Source organism: Enterocloster alcoholdehydrogenati (assembly GCF_013282095.1).
GTDB lineage: Bacteria > Bacillota > Clostridia > Lachnospirales > Lachnospiraceae > Enterocloster > Enterocloster alcoholdehydrogenati.
In genome coordinates, this window is the sequence record NZ_BLTJ01000008.1 from 102,897 (window position 1) to 121,325 (window position 18,429).

An 18,429-nucleotide genomic window follows, 5' to 3' on the forward strand; every position below is an offset into this window, starting at 1 on the left:
GCTATGGGCGGGAATATCAGAAAAGAGATGCCGAAAGGTTTTTTATGGGGCGCTTCCACAAGCGCTTACCAGGTAGAGGGAGCAGCTGAGGAGGACGGCAAGAAGCTGTCTCAGATGGACGTTTTAAACCGGGGGACTGGATTCGCGGATGCCAGCGTAGCCAGCGACCATTATCACCGTTATAAAGAGGATATTGCCCTCATGAAGGAATGCGGCTTTACTGCGTACCGTTTTTCCTTCTCCTGGTCCCGTATCTTCCCTGACGGTGTGGGAGAGGCAAATCCAAAGGGGCTGGAATTTTATGACAATCTGGTGGATGAACTGGTTAAAAACGGAATCCGTCCGGTTCCAACGATATACCACTACGATATGCCTATGGCACTGGTAGAGAAGTACGACGGCTGGGTGAGCCGCCAGAGCGTGGATGATTTTGTGGCTTATGGTGAGTTCCTGATCCGCAGGTACGGCGACCGCATTAAAGACTGGCTGATTATCAATGAGCAGAGTATTATTGTAGAGTTCTGGAAAAAGAAGAATTATGTTCCGGAAAAATACCATGGGGATCCTCAGGTAAAATTCCAGATTAACCACCATATGAACCTGGGTCAGGCAAAACTCAGCAAGCGGATCCATGAACTGGTGGAAGGCGGGCGTTCCGGTGCAGCCATTGGATATTCCCCTGTATACGGCCTGGATTCCACGCCGAAAAATATGCTGGCTATGTTAAACGCAGAGGATTTAAAAAACCATTTCTTCCTGGATATTTATTTTAAGGGAAAATACCCGGCAGGTGCGTTTCGGTATCTGGAGGAACACGGGATGGCCCCGGTGATGGAAGCGGGTGATATGGATATTATACGCGAAGGGAAGCTGGATTTTCTGGGAGTGAACTATTATGCAAGTAAGTGTGTCCGTTTCCCGGATGCGGATAAGAATGAACTGACTGAGGCAAAGAGCAATCTGAGCGGACGCAAGGGAGCCATGGGAGCCTATGAGGTAATGCCGGACTTCTATCAGTACATGAAGAATCCAAATGCGGATACAAATGACTGGGATTGGACCATTGATCCAACAGGTATGCAGTATCTGCTGCGGGATATTTATGAGCGTTATGAGATCCCGATGATCATTACGGAGAACGGTCTGGGCGCAAGGGATGTGCTGGAGGACGGCAAGGTACATGATGATTACCGGATCGACTACTGGAGCAGGCATCTCCAGGCCATACACAGAGCCATTGAGCTGGGAGTGGATGTAAGAGGTTTCCTTCCCTGGTCCTTTGTGGATGTGCTCAGCACCAGCAACGGCTATCAGAAACGGTATGGACTGGTGTATGTGAACCGGGATGATGAGGATATAAAGGACCTGGCAAGAATCCCCAAGGACAGTTTCTACTGGTATCAGAAGGTGATTGCAACCAACGGAGCCCACTGTCTGGAACAGGAAAGCGAAAATTAGAGTGAATAAAACAAGGGAAACCTGACGGATACAGCCGGGTTTCCCTTTTTCAGCGGCCCGTATTACATCCGCTTTAAAATACTTCTGGCTGCACTGATTCCGTTGGCAGAGGCCTGCTGAAGCCCTCGGGTCACGGAAGCGCCATCTCCGATGGCCCTTAAGCCATGGATGCTGGTCTTAAAGTCTCTGTCAACCACTACCTTATTGGAATAGAATTTCACCTCTACGCCGTAAAGCAGCGTTTCATCGCTGGCAATGCCGGGCGTTACCTTATCTAAGGCCAGGATCATTTCCTTAATGTCAGTCATGATGCGGTAGGGGAATACAAGAGAGAGATCGCCGGGAACCGCGTCCTTTAAGGTTGGGATCAGGTTATTGCGGCAGAGGCGTTCCTCGGTGGTGCGCCGTCCTCTCTGGAAATCGCCGAAGGTCTGCACCATGATACGTCCTCCGCAGAGCATATTGGAGAGCTGTGCAATATGTTTGCCGTACTCGATGGGCTCGTTGAAGGGGCGGGTAAAATTCTTGCTTACCAGAAGGGCAAAATTTGTGTTGTTTGTCTTGTATTCCTTTGATTTGTAGGCATGGCCGTTTACCACGGCAAGCCCGTTTTCATAGTATTCCGTGGCTACCTCTCCGGATGGGTTAGTGCAGAAGGTACGGACCTTATCGTCAAAGGTGGGTGTGTAGTATACCAGTTTGGCTTCATACAGGTTTTCATTGAGAAACCGCATCACCTCATCACGAACCTCTACCCGCACACCGATATCCACCGTTCCAACCTGTGTTTCAATGTGGTGGTCGCCGCAGACATGGGAGAACCAGTCAGAACCTTCCCGCCCGATGGCGGCTACTACCTCGGGAGCAAAATAAGCTTCATCCCTGTCGGTTACAACGCCTTTTACAGTGTCTCCTTCGATGATGATATCCTTTACCATGGTGTTAAACTCCATGACGATGCCCTGAGACAGAAGATGCTCCTGAAGGCGTGTATAGATCTTATAGCCCTCTTCGGTGCCGAGATGGCGGATGGGACACTCGATCAGCTTTAAATTGGCGTTGATGGCCTTGCGGCGGATTTCTTCGATCTCCGCCTGCTTATCTATCCCATAAACATTCTGGTCGGCTCCGAATTTCAGATAAATGTCGTCCGATTCCTTTAAAAGCTCTGCCGTTTCATCGTAACCCAGGATCTCCGGCAGGTTGCCCCCTACATCTGGTGACAGGGAAAGCTTTCCGTCAGAAAATGCGCCTGCGCCTGCAAAGCCGGTGGTGATGGAACAGGGCTTGCAGCCTACACAGACTCTGGTTGTCCGCTTGGGACAGACACGTTTTTCGATGGGGCGTCCCTTTTCAATCATAAGAACCTTAAGCTCCGGTTTTTTGCGGATCAGTTCGTAGGCGCAGAAGATGCCGGACGGGCCTGCGCCGATGATGATCACGTCAAATGTGTTGTTTTTGCTCATAAAATAACTCCTCTCTTTTCCTGTCTGCGGCCCTTGGATCAGATATCTGAAAGACCGGATCCTGAAGCTTTAGACGCCGCATACCGCCCCGGGAGGGTGCGATGCTTACAGTTTACCATGGTTTCTGCGGAAGATCCAGTACAGCATAAAGCGGCCGCCTGTTTTATCCCTCCTTTTTCATCACCCGCATGACCATAAAGATACAGTAAAACATGGCCAGCCCCCAGGCAATGGGATTTGCAAGGCAGATGCCAAGAAAGCCCAGTCGGCTCACCGCCAGAACACCGCCCAGGCTTCGGCCGATGAGTTCTCCTACGCCGGAGATCACCGCCTGGATGCTGTAGCCCAGCCCCTGAAGGGTATTTCTAAAGATCATGAGAAGGCCGTGGAAGGCAAAGAGCAGGCTCATAACACTCAGATAGGTAAGCGCCCCTGTGGTTACTGCCGGATCGGCGTCCCCTAATACCAGTCCTACCGCGTATTCTTTGCACAAAAAAATCGCCGCCCAGGCCGCCGCGCAGTAGCACAGCTGGATTTTGCAGCCGTCCCGGATGCCCTGACGAATACGGTCCGGACGTCCCGCGCCGTGGTTTTGGCCGGCATAGGTAGCCATAGCCATCCCCACGCTCTCCATGGGAAGGGTAAACATCTGACGGATCTTTTCGCCGGCCGTCTGGGCGGCCACAGCTGCGCTTCCCAAAAGATTGATGGCATCCTGCATGATGACCGCGCCTATGGCGGAAACGGAGTATTCAAAGCCCATGGGAAGGCCGATGCAGGCCAGCCGGCGTAAGTGATGCCAGGAGAGACGGAGGTCATTTGCCGTAAAATGCAGTTTTTCACCTTCGGCAGTTCTGGCAAAAAACCACCAGGTACATAGAAGGCCGCTTACGGCCTGGCTGAATACGGTGGCAATGGCCGCTCCGTCGACTCCCATATGAAAGGGAACAATGAGAATCCAGTCTAAGGCAATGTTTAATATACTGGCTGCCAGAAGGAAATAAAGGGGATGGCGGGAGTCACCCATGGCCCTAAGGACGCTGGAGGAGTAGTTGTAAAGCACGGTTGCCGGTATGCCAAGGAAGATAATTCGGATATACAGTGCCGCGTCATCAAAAAGCTCCGCCGGGGTATGCATCAGGGTCAGAAGGGGAACGGCGGTCAGTGTGGTAAGAAGGGTAAACAAAGCGCTGAGGGCAGCACAGAGGGCTGCGCCATTTACCAGATACTTCTGCAGGTTGTTCTTGTCCCTGGCACCGAAGGCCTCGGCTGCCGGAATGCCAAATCCCACACAGGCCCCCTGAATAAAGCCAAGGATCAGAAAATTCAGCGAATAGGTAGTTCCCACAGCCCCCAGGGCATCTGTTCCAAGACAGCGGCCTACGATCACCGTATCGGCGAAACTGTAGAGCTGCTGAAAGAGTGTCCCAAGCACCAGTGGGAGGGAAAAACGAAGGATCTGGGTCAGCGGGCGTCCCACTGTCAGATCCGTTGTTCCAGAACGTGTTTGTCGGGCAGTTTCCATGATAATACATTCTCCTTTGCTGCTGCCGTTTCATGCCCGGCAGATGGTATAAGGCTATTCTATCATGTAATGGTAAGAAAGAGACAGTATCTTTAGAAAATATTTCATAAAGCGTCAGATTTATGTCAGAGTTCTTTAAGGCTTTCTCAAAGACAGTAAGAAGGGGATATGCTAAAATAAAAATATAAGGGTAACTGGCAAAGGCAGCTGCTTACAGCACACAAAAGAGAGAAGGTGGACAGATGAGGACGCGGACAAATAAAAAGGTCTGGAAAAAAGCGGTTCTTTGGCTGGTGGGAATCGCCGCAGCGGCAGCGATAGGAATGTGCGTGAATATCGGAAAAAGGGGATATGATATGTACCGGGAAGCCATAACGGAAATGAGCCTTGAGGACAAGGTAAATGAGATTCGATCCAAGGAGCATTACACCGTCTTTGCGGATCTTCCGGAAACCTATGTAGACGCCGTTCTCTCTGTGGAGGACCATCGTTTCTACGGCCATATCGGCATTGATCCCATCGCCATCGCACGGGCGGTCATCAATGATCTGAAGGCCGGGGCGTTTGTTGAGGGCGGCAGCACCATTACCCAGCAGCTGGCTAAAAACCTTTACTTTACACAGGAAAAGAAGATGGAGCGTAAGGTGGCTGAGGTGTTTATGGCTTTTGCCCTGGAACATAAGTACAGTAAAAACGAGATATTGGAGCTCTATGTAAATACCATTTACTTTGGAAATGGATATTACTGCATTAAGGATGCCAGTGAAGGCTACTTCGGGAAAGCGCCGGAGGATATGACGGATTATGAGAGCACCATGCTGGCAGGCATTCCCAATGCCCCTTCCAAATATGCTCCCACTGTAAATCCAGTTCTGGCGGCCAGACGCCAGGAACAGGTAGTGGAGCGGCTGGTGGAGTGCGGGATGTTTACCGAGAGGCGGGCGCGGGAAACCCTTGCCGCGGAAAATTAGAGAATCCCTTCCGCAGACATTTACAACCCGTATAGAATTTGATAAAATGGAAGAAATATAAGCGTTAGATACCCCGGTTCGGGGAATCTAGCGCTTGTGGGCGTGTCTGAAAGAAGCGTCCGTTCGGCAGTGAAGAGTATACAGAAAGAAATGAGGAAAAGATATCTATGTATTTGATCGTTGGTTTGGGAAATCCCACAAGGGAATACGACAGGACAAGGCATAACGTTGGCTTTGACACGCTGGATGTGCTGGCAGAGGAGTTGAATACGTCCATCGGAGAGAATAAGTTTAAGGGCTGCTGCGCAAAAGGCGTCATCGGAGGGGAAAAGGTGATCCTTTTAAAGCCTCAGACCTTTATGAACCTGAGCGGTGAAAGTGTCCGGGCGGCGGCGGATTTCTATAAAATTGATCCGGAACATATCATAGTGATATATGATGACATCAGTCTGGAAGTGGGGCAGCTGCGCATCCGCAGCAAGGGAAGCGCCGGGGGACACAACGGCATTAAAAATATCATTGCTCATCTGGGAACCCAGGAATTTCCCAGAATCAAGGTAGGCGTAGGAGCCAAGCCCCCAAGGATGGATCTGGCAGACTATGTGCTGAGTCGTTTTTCAGCGGAGGACCGCGTGAAAATGGAGGAGGCGTTTAAAGAAGCGGTTCAGGCCGTTCAGGTGATGATCACAGAAGGGGATCAGGCCGCCATGAACCGATTTAATGGCCATAAGGAGCAGTAAAAATGGAAAACCCGTTATTGGAATTACAGGAATATGAAAATCTTCTGGAGGCCCTGAAAAAGGCGAAGGGGCCTCTGCAGGCTGCCGGAACGCTGGAATCCCAGAAGGTTCATCTCATGCATGAGCTGGGAGAGGATGGGGGATTTCCCTGGAAACTGGTAGTGACATACGACGAACAGAGAGCAAAAGAGATCTATGATGATTTCCGCAGCTTTACAAAGCAGGTATGGCTCTATCCGGCCAAGGATCTGCTTTTTTATGCCGCGGATATTCATGGAAATCTGATGACCCGACAGCGTATCTGTGTCCTGCGCCATCTGATGGAGGATGAGGGCGGCGTGGTGGTTACGACGGTGGACGGGCTTATGGATCATCTGATGCCGCTGGCGTTCCTAAAGCAGAACGCTGTGACTGTAGAGTGCGGACAGGTCATTGATCTGAATGAGTGGAAGGAGCGGCTGACGGAGCTGGGCTACGAGCGTATGGGCCAGGTGGACGGTATGGGGCAGTTCTCCATCCGAGGCGGGATCATAGACATTTTTCCTCTTACGGAGGAGGTGCCGGTGCGGATTGAGCTGTGGGATGATGAGGTGGATTCCATCCGAACCTTTGATCTGGAAAGCCAGCGGTCTGTGGAACAGCTGGAGCAGGTGGTGATCTACCCTGCCACAGAAACGGTTCTGACAAAAGATCAGCTGGAAGAAGGCGTCCGCCGTCTGGAAGAAGAAACGGCCGCTTATGTAAAGGCTCTGGAAGGGCAGAAGCGCAGAGAGGAGGCCATACGGATCCGGGGGATCATAAGGGAAGTGACCGAAGGAATCCGGGAAGGCTGGAAACGGGGAGGACTGGACGGCTATATCCGGTATTTCTGTCCGGAAACGGTTTCATTTTCCGATTATTTCCCCAAAGGGGACTGCGTGGTTTACCTGGATGAACCGGGGCGCTTAAGGGAGCGCGGCGAGACCATAGAGCTTGAATTTCGGGAAAGCATGGTTCATCGGCTGGAAAAGGGCTATCTTCTCCCGGGCCAGACAGAGCTTCTTTACCCGGTGGGGCGCGTCCTTGCAGGGATTCAGGGGCCGTACTGCGTTATGCTTACGGGGCTGGATCAGAAACTGTCCGGGATGAAGGTAAATGAAAAGTTTAATTTTGACGTAAGAAATGTAAATTCTTACCAGAACAGCTTTGAGATTCTGATTAAGGATCTGACCCGTTGGAAAAAGGAAGGCTATCGGGTAGTGCTTTTATCTGCCTCCAGAACCAGGGCCAGCCGTCTGGCAAACGACCTGCGGGAGTACGACCTGAGGGCCTACTGCCCGGACGGGGAGGATGAGGGAAAGGACGGCGGCAGTACAGGCCGCAAGGTACAGGCCGGAGAGATCATGGTCACCTACGGCAACCTTCACCGGGGCTTTGAATATCCCCTGATCAAGTTCGTTTTCATCACCGAGGGCGATATGTTCGGGGTGGAAAAGAAGAAAAAAAGAAGAAAGAAACAGAGCTATCAGGGACGTGCCATCCAGAGCTTTTCGGAGCTGTCAGTGGGGGACTATGTGGTTCATGAGGAGCACGGACTGGGCATCTACCGGGGTATCGAAAAGGTAGAGCGGGACCGGGTGGTAAAGGATTACATTAAGATCGAGTACGGCGACGGAGGAAATCTCTACCTGCCGGCCACCCGCCTGGAAAGTATTCAGAAATACGCCGGTTCCGAAGCCAAAAAGCCTAAGCTGAACCGTCTGGGCGGCACGGAATGGACCAAAACCCGCGCAAAGGTAAAGGGAGCGGTGCAGGAGATCGCCAGAGATCTGGTAAAGCTTTATGCAGCCCGTCAGGAGCAGAAAGGGTTCCGGTACGGCAAAGATACGGTATGGCAGAAGGAGTTTGAGGAGCTGTTTCCCTATGATGAGACAGAGGATCAGTTAGATGCCATTGAAGCGGTAAAGGAAGATATGGAAAGCCCTAAGATCATGGATCGGCTGATCTGCGGAGACGTGGGCTACGGAAAGACAGAGGTGGCTCTGCGTGCGGCCTTTAAGGCAGTTCAGGACAGTAAGCAGGTGGTTTACCTGGTGCCGACAACCATTCTGGCCCAGCAGCATTACAATACCTTTGTCCAGAGGATGAAGGATTTTCCTGTAAGGATCGAGATGATGAGCCGTTTCTGCACCCCGGCCCAGCAGAAAAAGACCCTGGAGGGACTGCGCAAAGGGCTGGTGGATATTGTGATCGGCACCCATCGGGTTCTGTCAAAGGATCTGCAGTTTAAGGATCTGGGACTGCTTATCATCGATGAGGAGCAGCGTTTTGGAGTGACCCACAAGGAAAAGATCAAGCAGATGAAGGAAAATGTGGACGTTATGACGCTGACCGCAACTCCTATCCCCCGGACGCTGCATATGAGTCTGGCCGGGATCCGCGACATGAGCGTGCTGGAAGAGCCGCCGGTAGACCGCACGCCCATCCAGACCTATGTGATGGAATACAATGAAGAAATGGTCCGGGAGGCTATTAACCGGGAACTGGCGAGAGGCGGACAGGTGTATTATGTATACAACAGGGTGACGGATATTGACGAGGTAGCAGGGAAGATCCAGGCTATGGTGCCGGAGGCGGTGGTTACTTTTGCTCACGGTCAGATGCGGGAGCATGAGCTGGAGCGGATCATGACGGATTTCATCAACGGGGAGATTGATGTGCTGGTATCCACAACCATTATTGAAACGGGACTTGATATTGCAAATGCCAATACCATGATCATCCATGATGCAGACCGAATGGGCTTATCCCAGCTGTACCAGCTGCGGGGACGCGTGGGACGTTCCAACCGCACCTCCTATGCATTTCTCATGTATAAAAGAGATAAGCTGCTTAAGGAGGAAGCAGAAAAACGCCTTCAGGCTATCCGGGAATTTACGGAGCTTGGATCCGGCATCAAGATCGCCATGCGGGATCTGGAGATCCGGGGAGCCGGAAACGTCCTGGGCGCGGAGCAGCACGGCCACATGGAGGCAGTAGGCTATGGCCTTTACTGCAAGATGCTCAATCAGGCGGTGCTGGCCTTAAAGGGAGAGCAGACAGAGGAGGATCTTTACGAGACGGCGGTGGAATGTGACATCGACGCATATATTCCTCCGGCGTATATTAAAAATGAGTATCAGAAGCTTGACATTTACAAACGGATCTCCACTATTGAGACGGAAGAGGAATATATGGATATGCAGGATGAGCTGCTGGATCGTTTCGGGGATATTCCAAAGAGCGTGGAAAACCTTCTTAAGATTGCTATGGTGCGGGCGCTGGCTCACAGGGCCTATGTGACAGAGGTCTTCGTGAATCGTCAGGAAATCCGGCTGACCATGTATCAGAAGGCAAAGCTCAGGATTGATGGGATACCGGCCTTTGTACAGTCCTATAAAGGGGATTTGAAGCTGGTTCCCGGCGAGACGCCGGTGTTCCATTATATAGACCGCAGGAATAAGAACACAGACAGTATGGTGACGCTGGAAAAGGCAAAAACCATGCTTAAGGAGCTGACCGGTCTGAGACAGCAGGGAACGGGTGCATAGAGACGGTGCAGGATGAAGGGAAAGCTGTCCAACAGGCACTTGCGCACATCCGGGCCGAAGGCGTATAATAGGGCATATACGAAGCTGCCGGCCGGAGGGCACTTATGGAGGCAGCTGCTCCCAAAAGAGAGGACAGGAGGTAAATTATGCCGGATACAGAGTATGGATACGCATTAAAACAGGCAAGAAAACGGTATCAGGACGCGCTGGCAAAGGGGGAATACCCATATCTGCCGGTACTGGACAATATATTGGCAGATACGGATATTGTATCCACCGTAAGCCTTGGAATCATGGATATCCCCCTGGCAAAGCTGGTGGGAACAAAGACGGCAGAGCGTTCCAGCTCCTTTGCCAGCAACTTTATGCCCCTTCTGCCGGAGCGGTCGGAGTTTGGGTCAAAATGGGCCGCTCTTTATAAATATCAGGTTCACGAGGGAATACAGGATCCCATCGTAGCCTATGAATTTATGAACCAGTTCTATGTCCAGGAGGGAAACAAGCGCGTCAGCGTCATGAAATACCTGGGTGTCTACAGTATCCCCGGAAATGTGACCCGCTTGATCCCCAAGCGCACCGATGATAAGGAAAACAGGCTCTACTACGAGTTTTTGGATTTTTACAGGGTGTCCTTAAACTGTGATGTGTGGTTCAGCAAGGAGGGCAGCTATCAGAAGCTTCTGGAACAGATGGGAATGGAACCGGATCAGGTCTGGACGGAGGAGGAACGGCTGTTTTTCCGCTCTTCCTACGGACGTTTTGCCAAGGCCTACAGCATGGCCCACGGAGAGCAGCTGCAGCTTACAGAGGGAGACGCATTTTTAGTGTATATGGAGATCTACGGCTATGACAGCGTAAAAGGCCAGACGGAACGGGAGATGTACCGGGCGCTGATGCGGATCTGGGAAGAGATCCAGCTGGCCAACCGGGGCCGTAAGGTAGAACTGATCGAGACGCCGCAGGAGATGGAGACGGATCACAGGCCCTCTCTCTGGAAATGGTTTTTGCCGGCAGAGGATATGCCGGAGCATTTAAAAATTGGTTTTATCTATGCGGATACGGTGGAAAATTCCAGCTGGAACTATGGCCACGAACTGGGCCGCCTCTATCTGGAGCAGGCCTTTGAAGGACGGGTTTCCACCACGGTCATTGAAGGGGCGGATACGGAGGAGGATATCGCCGCAGCCATCGAAAAGCTGGTGGACTGCGGCTGCACCATGATCTTTACCACCAATTCAAAAATGGTGAACCAGAGCGTGCGCTCTGCCATCGGGCATCCGGAGGTAAAGATTTATAATTGCTCCATCAATATGTCGTATTCCTCCATCTGCACCTATTACGCAAGAATGTATGAGGCAAAATTCCTTATGGGCGCCATCGCGGCGGCTGTTTCCAGAGAAGATAAGCTGGGCTACATCGCCGACCAGCCCACCTACGGTATTCTGGCGGATATCAACGCCTTTGCCATGGGAGCAAGGATGATCAACCCTTACGTAAAGGTATATCTGGAATGGCGGCGGGTGCGTCAGGCCAGGACGGCCACAGAACGTCTGAGGGAGAAGGGAGTCCGGTACATTTCAGGAAAGGACATGATCATTCCCAGATATCCTTCCAGAGAATACGGCCTGTATGTTCTGGAAAAAAATGGGGAAGTTACAAACCTGGCATCGCCGATCTGGAACTGGGGAAAATTTTATGAACAGATGATCCAGCTGGCTTTTGAGAGCAATGAGGAGCTGGAGGCCAGAAAGGGAAAGAAGGCGGTAAACTACTGGTGGGGAATGTCGGCGGATGTGATTGATGTGATCTGTTCAGGAAATCTCCCTCACGGAACCCTGCGTCTGATTGAATTTCTTAAAAATTCCGTCCGGTCGGGAAGCTTTCACCCCTTTGACGGGCTGATCTATGCTCAGGATGGATCCGTCAAGTGCAGAGAAGGGGAGAAACTGCGTTCCGAGGATATTGTTACCATGAACTGGCTGGCTGAAAATGTAGAAGGCAGCGTACCGGAACTGGAGGAACTCAACGATGAAGCAAGAGAACGGATGCAGCTTCAGGGCATCCGGGTAGACGAAACTGCACAGACGGAGAAGAAATGATATGAATATTTTGATATTATCAGACCAGGAGTCAAAGCTTTTGTATGAATACTATGACCCGGAACGGATCAAGGATATTGACCTGATCATTTCCTGCGGAGATCTGCCGCCGGAGTACCTTACTTTTTTTGCCAGCGTGTGCCATGCGCCGCTGGCCTACGTCAGGGGAAACCATGACAGCAAATACGCCTATAAGCCGCCGGAAGGCTGTATCTGCCTGGAGGATGATATTTATGTATATAAGGGAGTGCGCCTGCTGGGACTGGGCGGCTCCATGGAGTATATTCCCGGTTCAGACAACCAGTATACGGAACGCCGGATGCGCTGGAAACTGTGGCGTCATAAGGGCTTTGATATCTTAGTGACTCATGCCCCGGCCTTCGGCCTGAATGATATGGAGGATCTTCCCCATCAGGGATTTAAGGCATTTCTTGCCCTTATGGACAAGTATCACCCCAAATACTTCTTTCATGGCCATGTGCACGCCAACTACGGCAGTAACTTTAAGCGAAAGGATACATATGGAACTACCACCGTGATCAACGGGTATGAGTTTTATGTAGTGGAGTATCCAGAAGGGTAACGAGATCCTCAGAAGATCCGTTTACCGATCCATCTGGAACTGGAAACCGTTCTTTCCGCGGGTTTTTACGCTGTACATGGAATCGTCGGCGCGTTTGAAGGCGGTTTCCAGCGTATCCAGCGGATGGATCAGGGTTCCGCCGATGGATACGCCCACCCAGTCTTTTCTGTTTTTCCCCGCATCTGCAATATTCTTTAAGATCCGCTGCAGCAGTTCTTTTGCCTCTGTTTCATTATGGAGGTCATTGCACAATAAAAGAAATTCATCTCCTCCCATGCGGCATACAATATCATAATAACGAACTGTGGACCGTAAAACGCCGGCAACCCGTATGAGCACCTGGTTGCCTTCCATGTGTCCGTAGGTATCGTTAATATTTTTGAAATTATCCAGATCAATCACAAAAATCCAGGCCCCCTCACGTGATTTCGTATGATACAATTCCTCAAAGGTGCGGTAGTTGATCAGATCGGTCAGACTGTCCTTCTGAGCCAGCCGCATCAGGGCGTCTACTTTTTTCCGTTCCTCAGCCACCTGCATGGACAGCGTTTTCGGGTAATATTCCCCGTCTTTCTGCTCTATATTCGGCACAGAATGGTGAATGTGCGTGATCTTCCAGTCATCATCAAAACGTTTATAAAGGATGGTAAAGCGGCTGTCCATGTTGATAAAAACATCTTTATCATTGCTTTCCCACCAGATGAATATGCCTCCGTATACCAGATAAACTTCCGGGCTGATCTGCCGTTGTTCACACCAAAGATCCTTAAACTGAAACGCGATATCTTTCCGATCAGCCATCTCATTTGCAAATGAACGGGAAAAATCTTCTAAATTCCGAAAAATTTCATGTTTTCCTGTGCCTATTACTACGCAGTCCGGCGCAAACAGCTCCATGTTGGTATAGTTGTCGTCTTCACTTCCATGGAAATATATATTCCACAGGCTTTCTGTCTGCTTGATAAAGTCCATTCTGTTCCCTCCGTATAAATATATGATGTGGGTATAATATAAGCGTATCATTGTATTCGGATGACAAAAACGCCGTTTCTTCTTCTGTCTATAAAAATTCGGTCATATAAATTGATTATACCACATAGGCAGATATGTATCTACTAATAAAACATGAAAGTATAATTTATGACTATACAATTAAAAAAATGTTAAATTATGTTAACTGTATAAGCAGAAATGACCTTACAGTAAATCGACAATTATTTAAAATGTGAATACAATAAATAAACACAGAAGCAGACAGGAGGTAAGCGCAACAATGGGAGTGAACGAGGTAGATTATGTAAAAATCGGGCAGCGTATCCGAAAAGTCCGTACAGAACAAAGGCTGCAGCAGGCAGAGCTTGCTTATCGTGCCGGTATCACAACCTCTCATATGAGCCACATTGAAACCGCGCAGACAAAATTGGCGCTGCCGACGATTGTTAAGATTGCAAACGCGCTGTTCGTTTCGGTGGATGAACTGCTGTATGACAGTCTGGAACAGGTGCGGCCGGTGTATGATAAGAGGATTGCGGAAACGCTGTCTGACTGCGATCCAGATGAACTTCAGGCCCTGTCTGAAGTGATCGGAACCATAAAGACACTGGTTAGAAAAAAACATAAGGCTTCAGATACACTCTGATGTATAAAAATTCCTCTGTTTTCAAATACTACTTATTAAGAAATGGAAAGTACAGTCAATGGAGGAATTTATATTATGAAAGCTACGGGAATTGTAAGAAGAATTGATGATCTGGGACGTGTGGTGATCCCAAAGGAGATCCGGCGTACGCTTCGTCTGAGGGAAGGGACACCCCTTGAGATCTTTACAGACAGAGAAGGAGAGATCATTTTAAAGAAATACTCCCCTATGATGGAGCTGACTGCCTTTGCGGGCCAGTACGCCGATGCCATGGCGCAGTCCACAGGCCTGATCGTATGTGTTACAGACCGGGATCAGGTGATTGCCGTATCGGGAGGAGCCAGAAAGGAGCTTCTGCAAAAGACTATCAGCCGCGCTCTGGAACAGGTGATCAACGACCGTGCACCGGTGCAGACAGGAAAAGAGGAGAAAGACTTTGTGCCTCTGGTAGATGAGGAATTAGAAGGCGTTACCGCCCAGGTCATTGCCCCGATCATCTGCGAAGGAGATGCCATCGGAGCGGTGGCCCTTATGAGCCGGGAACCGCGGGTGCGGTTTGGAGAAATGGAGATGAAACTGGCTGTGACAGCAGCCGGATTTTTGGGGAGACAGATGGAAGGGTAAGAAGGAACCCGCCGCATATCAGGATGATCGTCCGATGCGGCGGTTTTTTGTGGGCCGGATGGACTGTACAGCGATTGTGCACTGCCAGTCAATCGGAATATGTGAGGGTTCAAGATAAAACTGAGCCATAGTCAGGAACAGCCTGGCTATGCTGCATCTTGAAAATTGAATAGTCATTCATCAGGCGCGCTCCCGATACTCCCTCGGGGTCATGCCGGTTGCCTGCTTAAAAACCTTGCTGAAATAGCGTGGGTTATCATAGCCGGTCATGGTACAGATTTCCACGATTTTTAAATCGGAGTTTTTCAAAAGCTCTTTAATATGTTCAATCCGTACTTCTGTAAGATATTCCACAAAGTTTTTTCCCGTTTTTTCTTTGAAGAGGCGGCTTAAATAGTTTGGGTGCAGAAAGAAGCGTTCCGCCAGGGAATTTAAGGTAATATTTGTGCTGTAATGCTGACGGATATAAAGCTGAACCTCCCGGATCACACCTTTGCCCAGCTGCTGCTCATCAAAACGATTTAATAAGGAGATCAGCCACTTCATATAGTCCATCATACAGGCTGTGCTGCCTGCATAGTCACTGCAGAGCAAAAGCCGGCCCAGAGTGTCGTTGAGCTGGATATGCAGATCTTCTTTTGGGAAATTCTGTTCCTGCAGGTAGCCGTTGAGTTCGACTAAAAAACGGATACATACGGTCTGGTACTGTGTGAGCGTCAAGTTCTGTGATAAAAGGGAGGAGAGAGTTTCGGAAAGCTGCTCTGCGGATTCATTGCGGGTGTCTGGATCGGTCAGAAGGCAAAGGATCGAGGAAAGCGACTCTGACACAGTGGAAACAGACTGGGAAAAGAGTGTTTCAATATTCTGATAGAGAATGACGCGCCCTTTCACGCCTGCACGGCGGTAGCGCAGGGCGCGGGCTGCCTCTTCGTAGGCGGTGTGGATTTCGCCAAGGCCATTTCTGGGTTTGCTTGTGCCAAATCCCCAGGTGGAAAAATCAGTTCCCAGCTGCTCAAGAACCGTGAGAAATGAATCAAATTCCCCGTCAGAACTGCATGGCAGGATGCAGAACAGTGAAAACACGTCATCGCTTAACACAATGGCAGAGGGCAGAATGGACGCGATCTGCAGCGACATCTGTTCTTTTTTTGCAGCAATTTCTGATTCTGGAAGTTCCCGGTTTAACAGCGACATGGAAAGACCATACCAACGGTCCAGAACCGGCAGATTATACTGACTGACATCTGCGTCTGCATAGCCTTTAGCGGCGGAGAGAAGCAGTGCTTCCAGACGGTGGGTGTGGATTTTGGATTCCTCCTGCCGATCCTCAAATTCTATGCGCAGGCGGTCCAGCAGGGCCTCCACTTCCCTGAGGTTGACCGGTTTGGTCAGGTAGTCTGCAGCGTCATAACGAAGGGCCTCCTGAGCATAGGAAAAATCAGCGAAACCGCTCAGGATCACACATTTGATGGAAGGCGCCTCCAGCCGCAGCGCCTTTAATAAGTCCAGACCGCTCCTGCCGGGCATACGGATATCGGTAAAGACAAGGTCGATGGGCAATTTTTCCGCCAGTGTCAGCGCATCATCTGCGGAATGGGCAATGCCGGCAACCTCAAAGCCGTGCTCCTCCCACTTGACAAACTGGGATAGTCCGCGGCAGACGATTTCTTCATCATCAACAATTAAAACCTGATAGCTCATATATATTTCAACCTCCTGTGCTGTCCGTCATATTTTCTGATACGGTTCGTATGGGGAGCGTAATGGTGATCGTTGTGCCTTTCCCCGGTGTGCTTGTGATATGGATTCCATAGGAATCCCCATAGAAAAGCCGGATGCGCTGATGGACATTTTGAATACCGATTCCTTTTTCTGATGCTTCGCTGCGTTCCAGAGTGGAGTTTAGGGCGTCAAGTTCTTCAGGCGTCATACCGCAGCCGTTATCCTCCACTGTTATCAAAAGCCGGTTATCCTTCCTGCTGGAGCAGAGCGTAATCCTGCAGCCGCGGTTTACGTTCCTGAATGCGTGTGTCACAGCGTTTTCCATCAGCGGCTGAAGCATAAACTGCGGAATATACAAGGTGTCGGTATCCCCCTGGGTGTCCAGACAAAGCTCGATTTTTTCACTGTGACGGAAATTGATGACATCCAGATAGGTGACGGCGTGTTCGATCCCCTCAGAAAGAGGAATGGTATTGCTTCCGGTTTTCATTCCCATGCGGCAGAGCCGGCTGAATTTTTCAATCATTTGAGTAACAGGACTTTCCCCATTGGCTTCATACATGGCCTCCCAACGGATGATATCCAGCGTATTGTAGAGAAAATGCGGGTTGATCTGCATCAGCATGGCGTCCAGCTGTGCATTTTTCCAGCTGATTTGTGCCCGCTGCCGCCTGATTTCAGAAAGATAGACCTGTTCTATAAGCTGATTTGTCTTTTCTGCCATTTCGTTAAACTGATCTCCCAAAATGGTGATTTCGTCATTCCCCGAATTTTCATACCGCGCCGTCCATCTGCCGTCTGCCGTTTTCCCCATGACGCGGACAAGGCGGCGGATGGGATCAGAAATACTGATGGTTACGTAGTGGGAAAGGATGAAGGCTGCAATGACCACACAGATCAAAACGAGAATACACAGGTTGCGGATCCGGCGGGCGTTTGCAAGAAGAACGTCCAGGTCGGCAATATAAGTGGCAAACATCTGTGAGCGCGGAATCTGCTGGTATGCAAACAGCAGCTTTCTGCCGTCAATTACGGTGCGTGTGATTCCGCTTTTATTTTCCAGCATACTGGCATAGAGGTCGGGATTGCTGGGAAAAGAAGGTGCCAAAATACTCGGATTGAACCATGTCAGTACGCCGTCTTTTCCCACCAGAAATGTATTGCCGTCTTTGTACGCGTCGTAACCGTCGATAGAACCGGAAAAAGCGTTTAAATTGACATTGAGCAGCAGTACGCCGAGGAAATTGCGGGTTGTCGGCTCATAGACGGCGATGCCCAGGGTAACGGTATTGCCGATCCCGTATACCGACTGATCATTGCGGTAAAAGGTATGAGACTGTGAACGGTCATCCATCCAGACCGGATAGCCATTCTGTTTCTGGGGGAGAAGGTAGAAATCACTGTGGTAAAAGCCGTCCAAATCCCGGATAAGGCCGTTGCGTACAAAGCCGTTTTCCTCCACCATGCGGTATTGTCTGCCTGGAGTGACAAACTGGACATTTTCAATATATTTCCGGTTCTGGCTCATGGTATAGAGCTTATATTCAATCATACGGGTGTTCTGCTCAGTCAGCGCCGCTTCTTCGGAGTCTGCGGGGCTGCCGATCCGGGCATTCTCTGAAACAGCAGCCAGCACCCTGGCGTCATCGTAAAAGCGCAGCGCAATATCCTCGTAGGTTTTCATCGTATCAGCCGCCTTAAGCTCTACATTCTGCACCAGAAGAGAGACATAGCGGTCCAGGCGTAAGTTGATTTCCGTAGAATACTGATGAAAGGAAAAAAAGGTTAAAAAAAGTGAGGAAGTCAGTAGCAGAAGCAGAAAGGAAAGATTCAGGCGCCAGAAGATGCCGACTCTGCGAAGCTGTTTTTTCATCCATAAATTGCTGGACTGCTGTAGTTTGGAAATAAGGTGGAATGTATGCATCGGCAACCTCCTGAGCTTTGGGTTTTTCTGTTATTATAACATTATTTCGTAAGAAATGCACAAAAAACAGCGTGAGATCGCCCACGCTGTTTTTGATATACCGTATGTA

13 protein-coding genes are annotated in these 18,429 nt (G+C 50.1%); 8 read left to right on the forward strand and 5 right to left on the reverse strand.

Going from position 1 to position 18,429, the window contains the following annotated elements; genetic code table 11:
• The first annotated feature begins 3 nt into the window (after positions 1-3).
• Positions 4-1,458: a glycoside hydrolase family 1 protein gene (locus tag HW447_RS10650; RefSeq protein WP_207714807.1), complete on the forward strand. Its 1,455-nt coding sequence runs from the start codon at positions 4-6 to the stop codon at positions 1,456-1,458.
• A gap of 62 nt (positions 1,459-1,520) precedes the next feature.
• Here HW447_RS10650 and HW447_RS10655 read toward each other — a convergent pair whose 3' ends face one another.
• Together HW447_RS10655 and HW447_RS10660 are read right to left on the reverse strand one after the other, a co-directional pair.
• Positions 1,521-2,924 (reverse strand): NAD(P)/FAD-dependent oxidoreductase, encoded by a 1,404-nt coding sequence (locus tag HW447_RS10655; RefSeq protein WP_176255248.1) that lies wholly within the window; start codon positions 2,922-2,924, stop codon positions 1,521-1,523.
• A gap of 163 nt (positions 2,925-3,087) precedes the next feature.
• Positions 3,088-4,449, reverse strand: coding sequence for an MATE family efflux transporter (locus HW447_RS10660; RefSeq protein ID WP_176255249.1), 1,362 nt, complete (start codon positions 4,447-4,449; stop codon positions 3,088-3,090).
• Between the two features lie 323 nt (positions 4,450-4,772).
• On the opposite strand from HW447_RS10660, the gene HW447_RS10665 reads away from it, so the two are divergent.
• The 5 genes from HW447_RS10665 to HW447_RS10685 all read left to right on the forward strand — a co-directional run bounded on the left by HW447_RS10665 (position 4,773) and on the right by HW447_RS10685 (position 12,411).
• Positions 4,773-5,420, forward strand: coding sequence for a transglycosylase domain-containing protein (locus tag HW447_RS10665; protein ID WP_176255339.1), 648 nt, complete (start codon positions 4,773-4,775; stop codon positions 5,418-5,420).
• 167 nt (positions 5,421-5,587) lie between these two features.
• Complete coding sequence (gene pth, locus HW447_RS10670; protein ID WP_176255250.1) at positions 5,588-6,160, forward strand: aminoacyl-tRNA hydrolase; 573 nt, start codon at positions 5,588-5,590, stop codon at positions 6,158-6,160.
• 2 nt (positions 6,161-6,162) lie between these two features.
• Positions 6,163-9,729, forward strand: coding sequence for a transcription-repair coupling factor (gene mfd / locus HW447_RS10675; protein ID WP_176255251.1), 3,567 nt, complete (start codon positions 6,163-6,165; stop codon positions 9,727-9,729).
• A 146-nt stretch (positions 9,730-9,875) separates the two neighbouring features.
• On the forward strand, positions 9,876-11,828 hold the full coding sequence (locus HW447_RS10680) for a BMP family ABC transporter substrate-binding protein (protein ID WP_176255252.1): 1,953 nt from the start codon (positions 9,876-9,878) through the stop codon (positions 11,826-11,828).
• Position 11,829: 1 nt separating this feature from the next.
• Positions 11,830-12,411 (forward strand): metallophosphoesterase family protein, encoded by a 582-nt coding sequence (locus tag HW447_RS10685; protein WP_176255253.1) that lies wholly within the window; start codon positions 11,830-11,832, stop codon positions 12,409-12,411.
• Between the two features lie 21 nt (positions 12,412-12,432).
• On the opposite strand, the gene HW447_RS10690 is transcribed toward HW447_RS10685, so the two are convergent.
• Positions 12,433-13,383: a diguanylate cyclase gene (locus HW447_RS10690; protein ID WP_176255254.1), complete on the reverse strand. Its 951-nt coding sequence runs from the start codon at positions 13,381-13,383 to the stop codon at positions 12,433-12,435.
• Positions 13,384-13,684: 301 nt separating this feature from the next.
• Here HW447_RS10690 and HW447_RS10695 point away from each other — a divergent pair, with 301 nt between their 5' ends.
• Together HW447_RS10695 and spoVT are read left to right on the forward strand one after the other, a co-directional pair.
• Entirely contained in the window at positions 13,685-14,050 is a 366-nt protein-coding gene (locus tag HW447_RS10695) for a helix-turn-helix domain-containing protein (RefSeq protein ID WP_176255255.1), read from the forward strand.
• A gap of 75 nt (positions 14,051-14,125) precedes the next feature.
• The gene (gene spoVT, locus HW447_RS10700; RefSeq protein WP_176255256.1) at positions 14,126-14,674 is read left to right on the forward strand and encodes a stage V sporulation protein T; all 549 of its coding nucleotides are present in this window, start codon (positions 14,126-14,128) and stop codon (positions 14,672-14,674) included.
• A 180-nt stretch (positions 14,675-14,854) separates the two neighbouring features.
• Here the strand turns inward: spoVT and HW447_RS10705 are convergent, their stop codons facing one another.
• Both HW447_RS10705 and HW447_RS10710 read right to left on the reverse strand, forming a co-directional pair.
• Positions 14,855-16,375 carry a response regulator transcription factor gene (locus HW447_RS10705; protein ID WP_176255257.1) on the reverse strand — a complete coding sequence of 507 codons (1,521 nt, stop codon included), beginning with the start codon at positions 16,373-16,375 and terminating at the stop codon, positions 14,855-14,857.
• Positions 16,376-16,382: 7 nt separating this feature from the next.
• Positions 16,383-18,320 (reverse strand): sensor histidine kinase, encoded by a 1,938-nt coding sequence (locus HW447_RS10710; RefSeq protein ID WP_176255258.1) that lies wholly within the window; start codon positions 18,318-18,320, stop codon positions 16,383-16,385.
• Positions 18,321-18,429: the final 109 nt, after the last annotated feature.

Coding starts and splice junctions, on each gene's coding strand:
- HW447_RS10650 (WP_207714807.1), top strand. CDS start 4: ATGGGCGGGAATATCAGAAAAGAGATGCCGAAAGGTTTTTTATGGGGC.
- HW447_RS10655 (WP_176255248.1), bottom strand. CDS start 2,924: ATGAGCAAAAACAACACATTTGACGTGATCATCATCGGCGCAGGCCCG.
- HW447_RS10660 (WP_176255249.1), bottom strand. CDS start 4,449: ATGGAAACTGCCCGACAAACACGTTCTGGAACAACGGATCTGACAGTG.
- HW447_RS10665 (WP_176255339.1), top strand. CDS start 4,773: ATGTGCGTGAATATCGGAAAAAGGGGATATGATATGTACCGGGAAGCC.
- pth (WP_176255250.1), top strand. CDS start 5,588: ATGTATTTGATCGTTGGTTTGGGAAATCCCACAAGGGAATACGACAGG.
- mfd (WP_176255251.1), top strand. CDS start 6,163: ATGGAAAACCCGTTATTGGAATTACAGGAATATGAAAATCTTCTGGAG.
- HW447_RS10680 (WP_176255252.1), top strand. CDS start 9,876: ATGCCGGATACAGAGTATGGATACGCATTAAAACAGGCAAGAAAACGG.
- HW447_RS10685 (WP_176255253.1), top strand. CDS start 11,830: ATGAATATTTTGATATTATCAGACCAGGAGTCAAAGCTTTTGTATGAA.
- HW447_RS10690 (WP_176255254.1), bottom strand. CDS start 13,383: ATGGACTTTATCAAGCAGACAGAAAGCCTGTGGAATATATATTTCCAT.
- HW447_RS10695 (WP_176255255.1), top strand. CDS start 13,685: ATGGGAGTGAACGAGGTAGATTATGTAAAAATCGGGCAGCGTATCCGA.
- spoVT (WP_176255256.1), top strand. CDS start 14,126: ATGAAAGCTACGGGAATTGTAAGAAGAATTGATGATCTGGGACGTGTG.
- HW447_RS10705 (WP_176255257.1), bottom strand. CDS start 16,375: ATGAGCTATCAGGTTTTAATTGTTGATGATGAAGAAATCGTCTGCCGC.
- HW447_RS10710 (WP_176255258.1), bottom strand. CDS start 18,320: ATGCATACATTCCACCTTATTTCCAAACTACAGCAGTCCAGCAATTTA.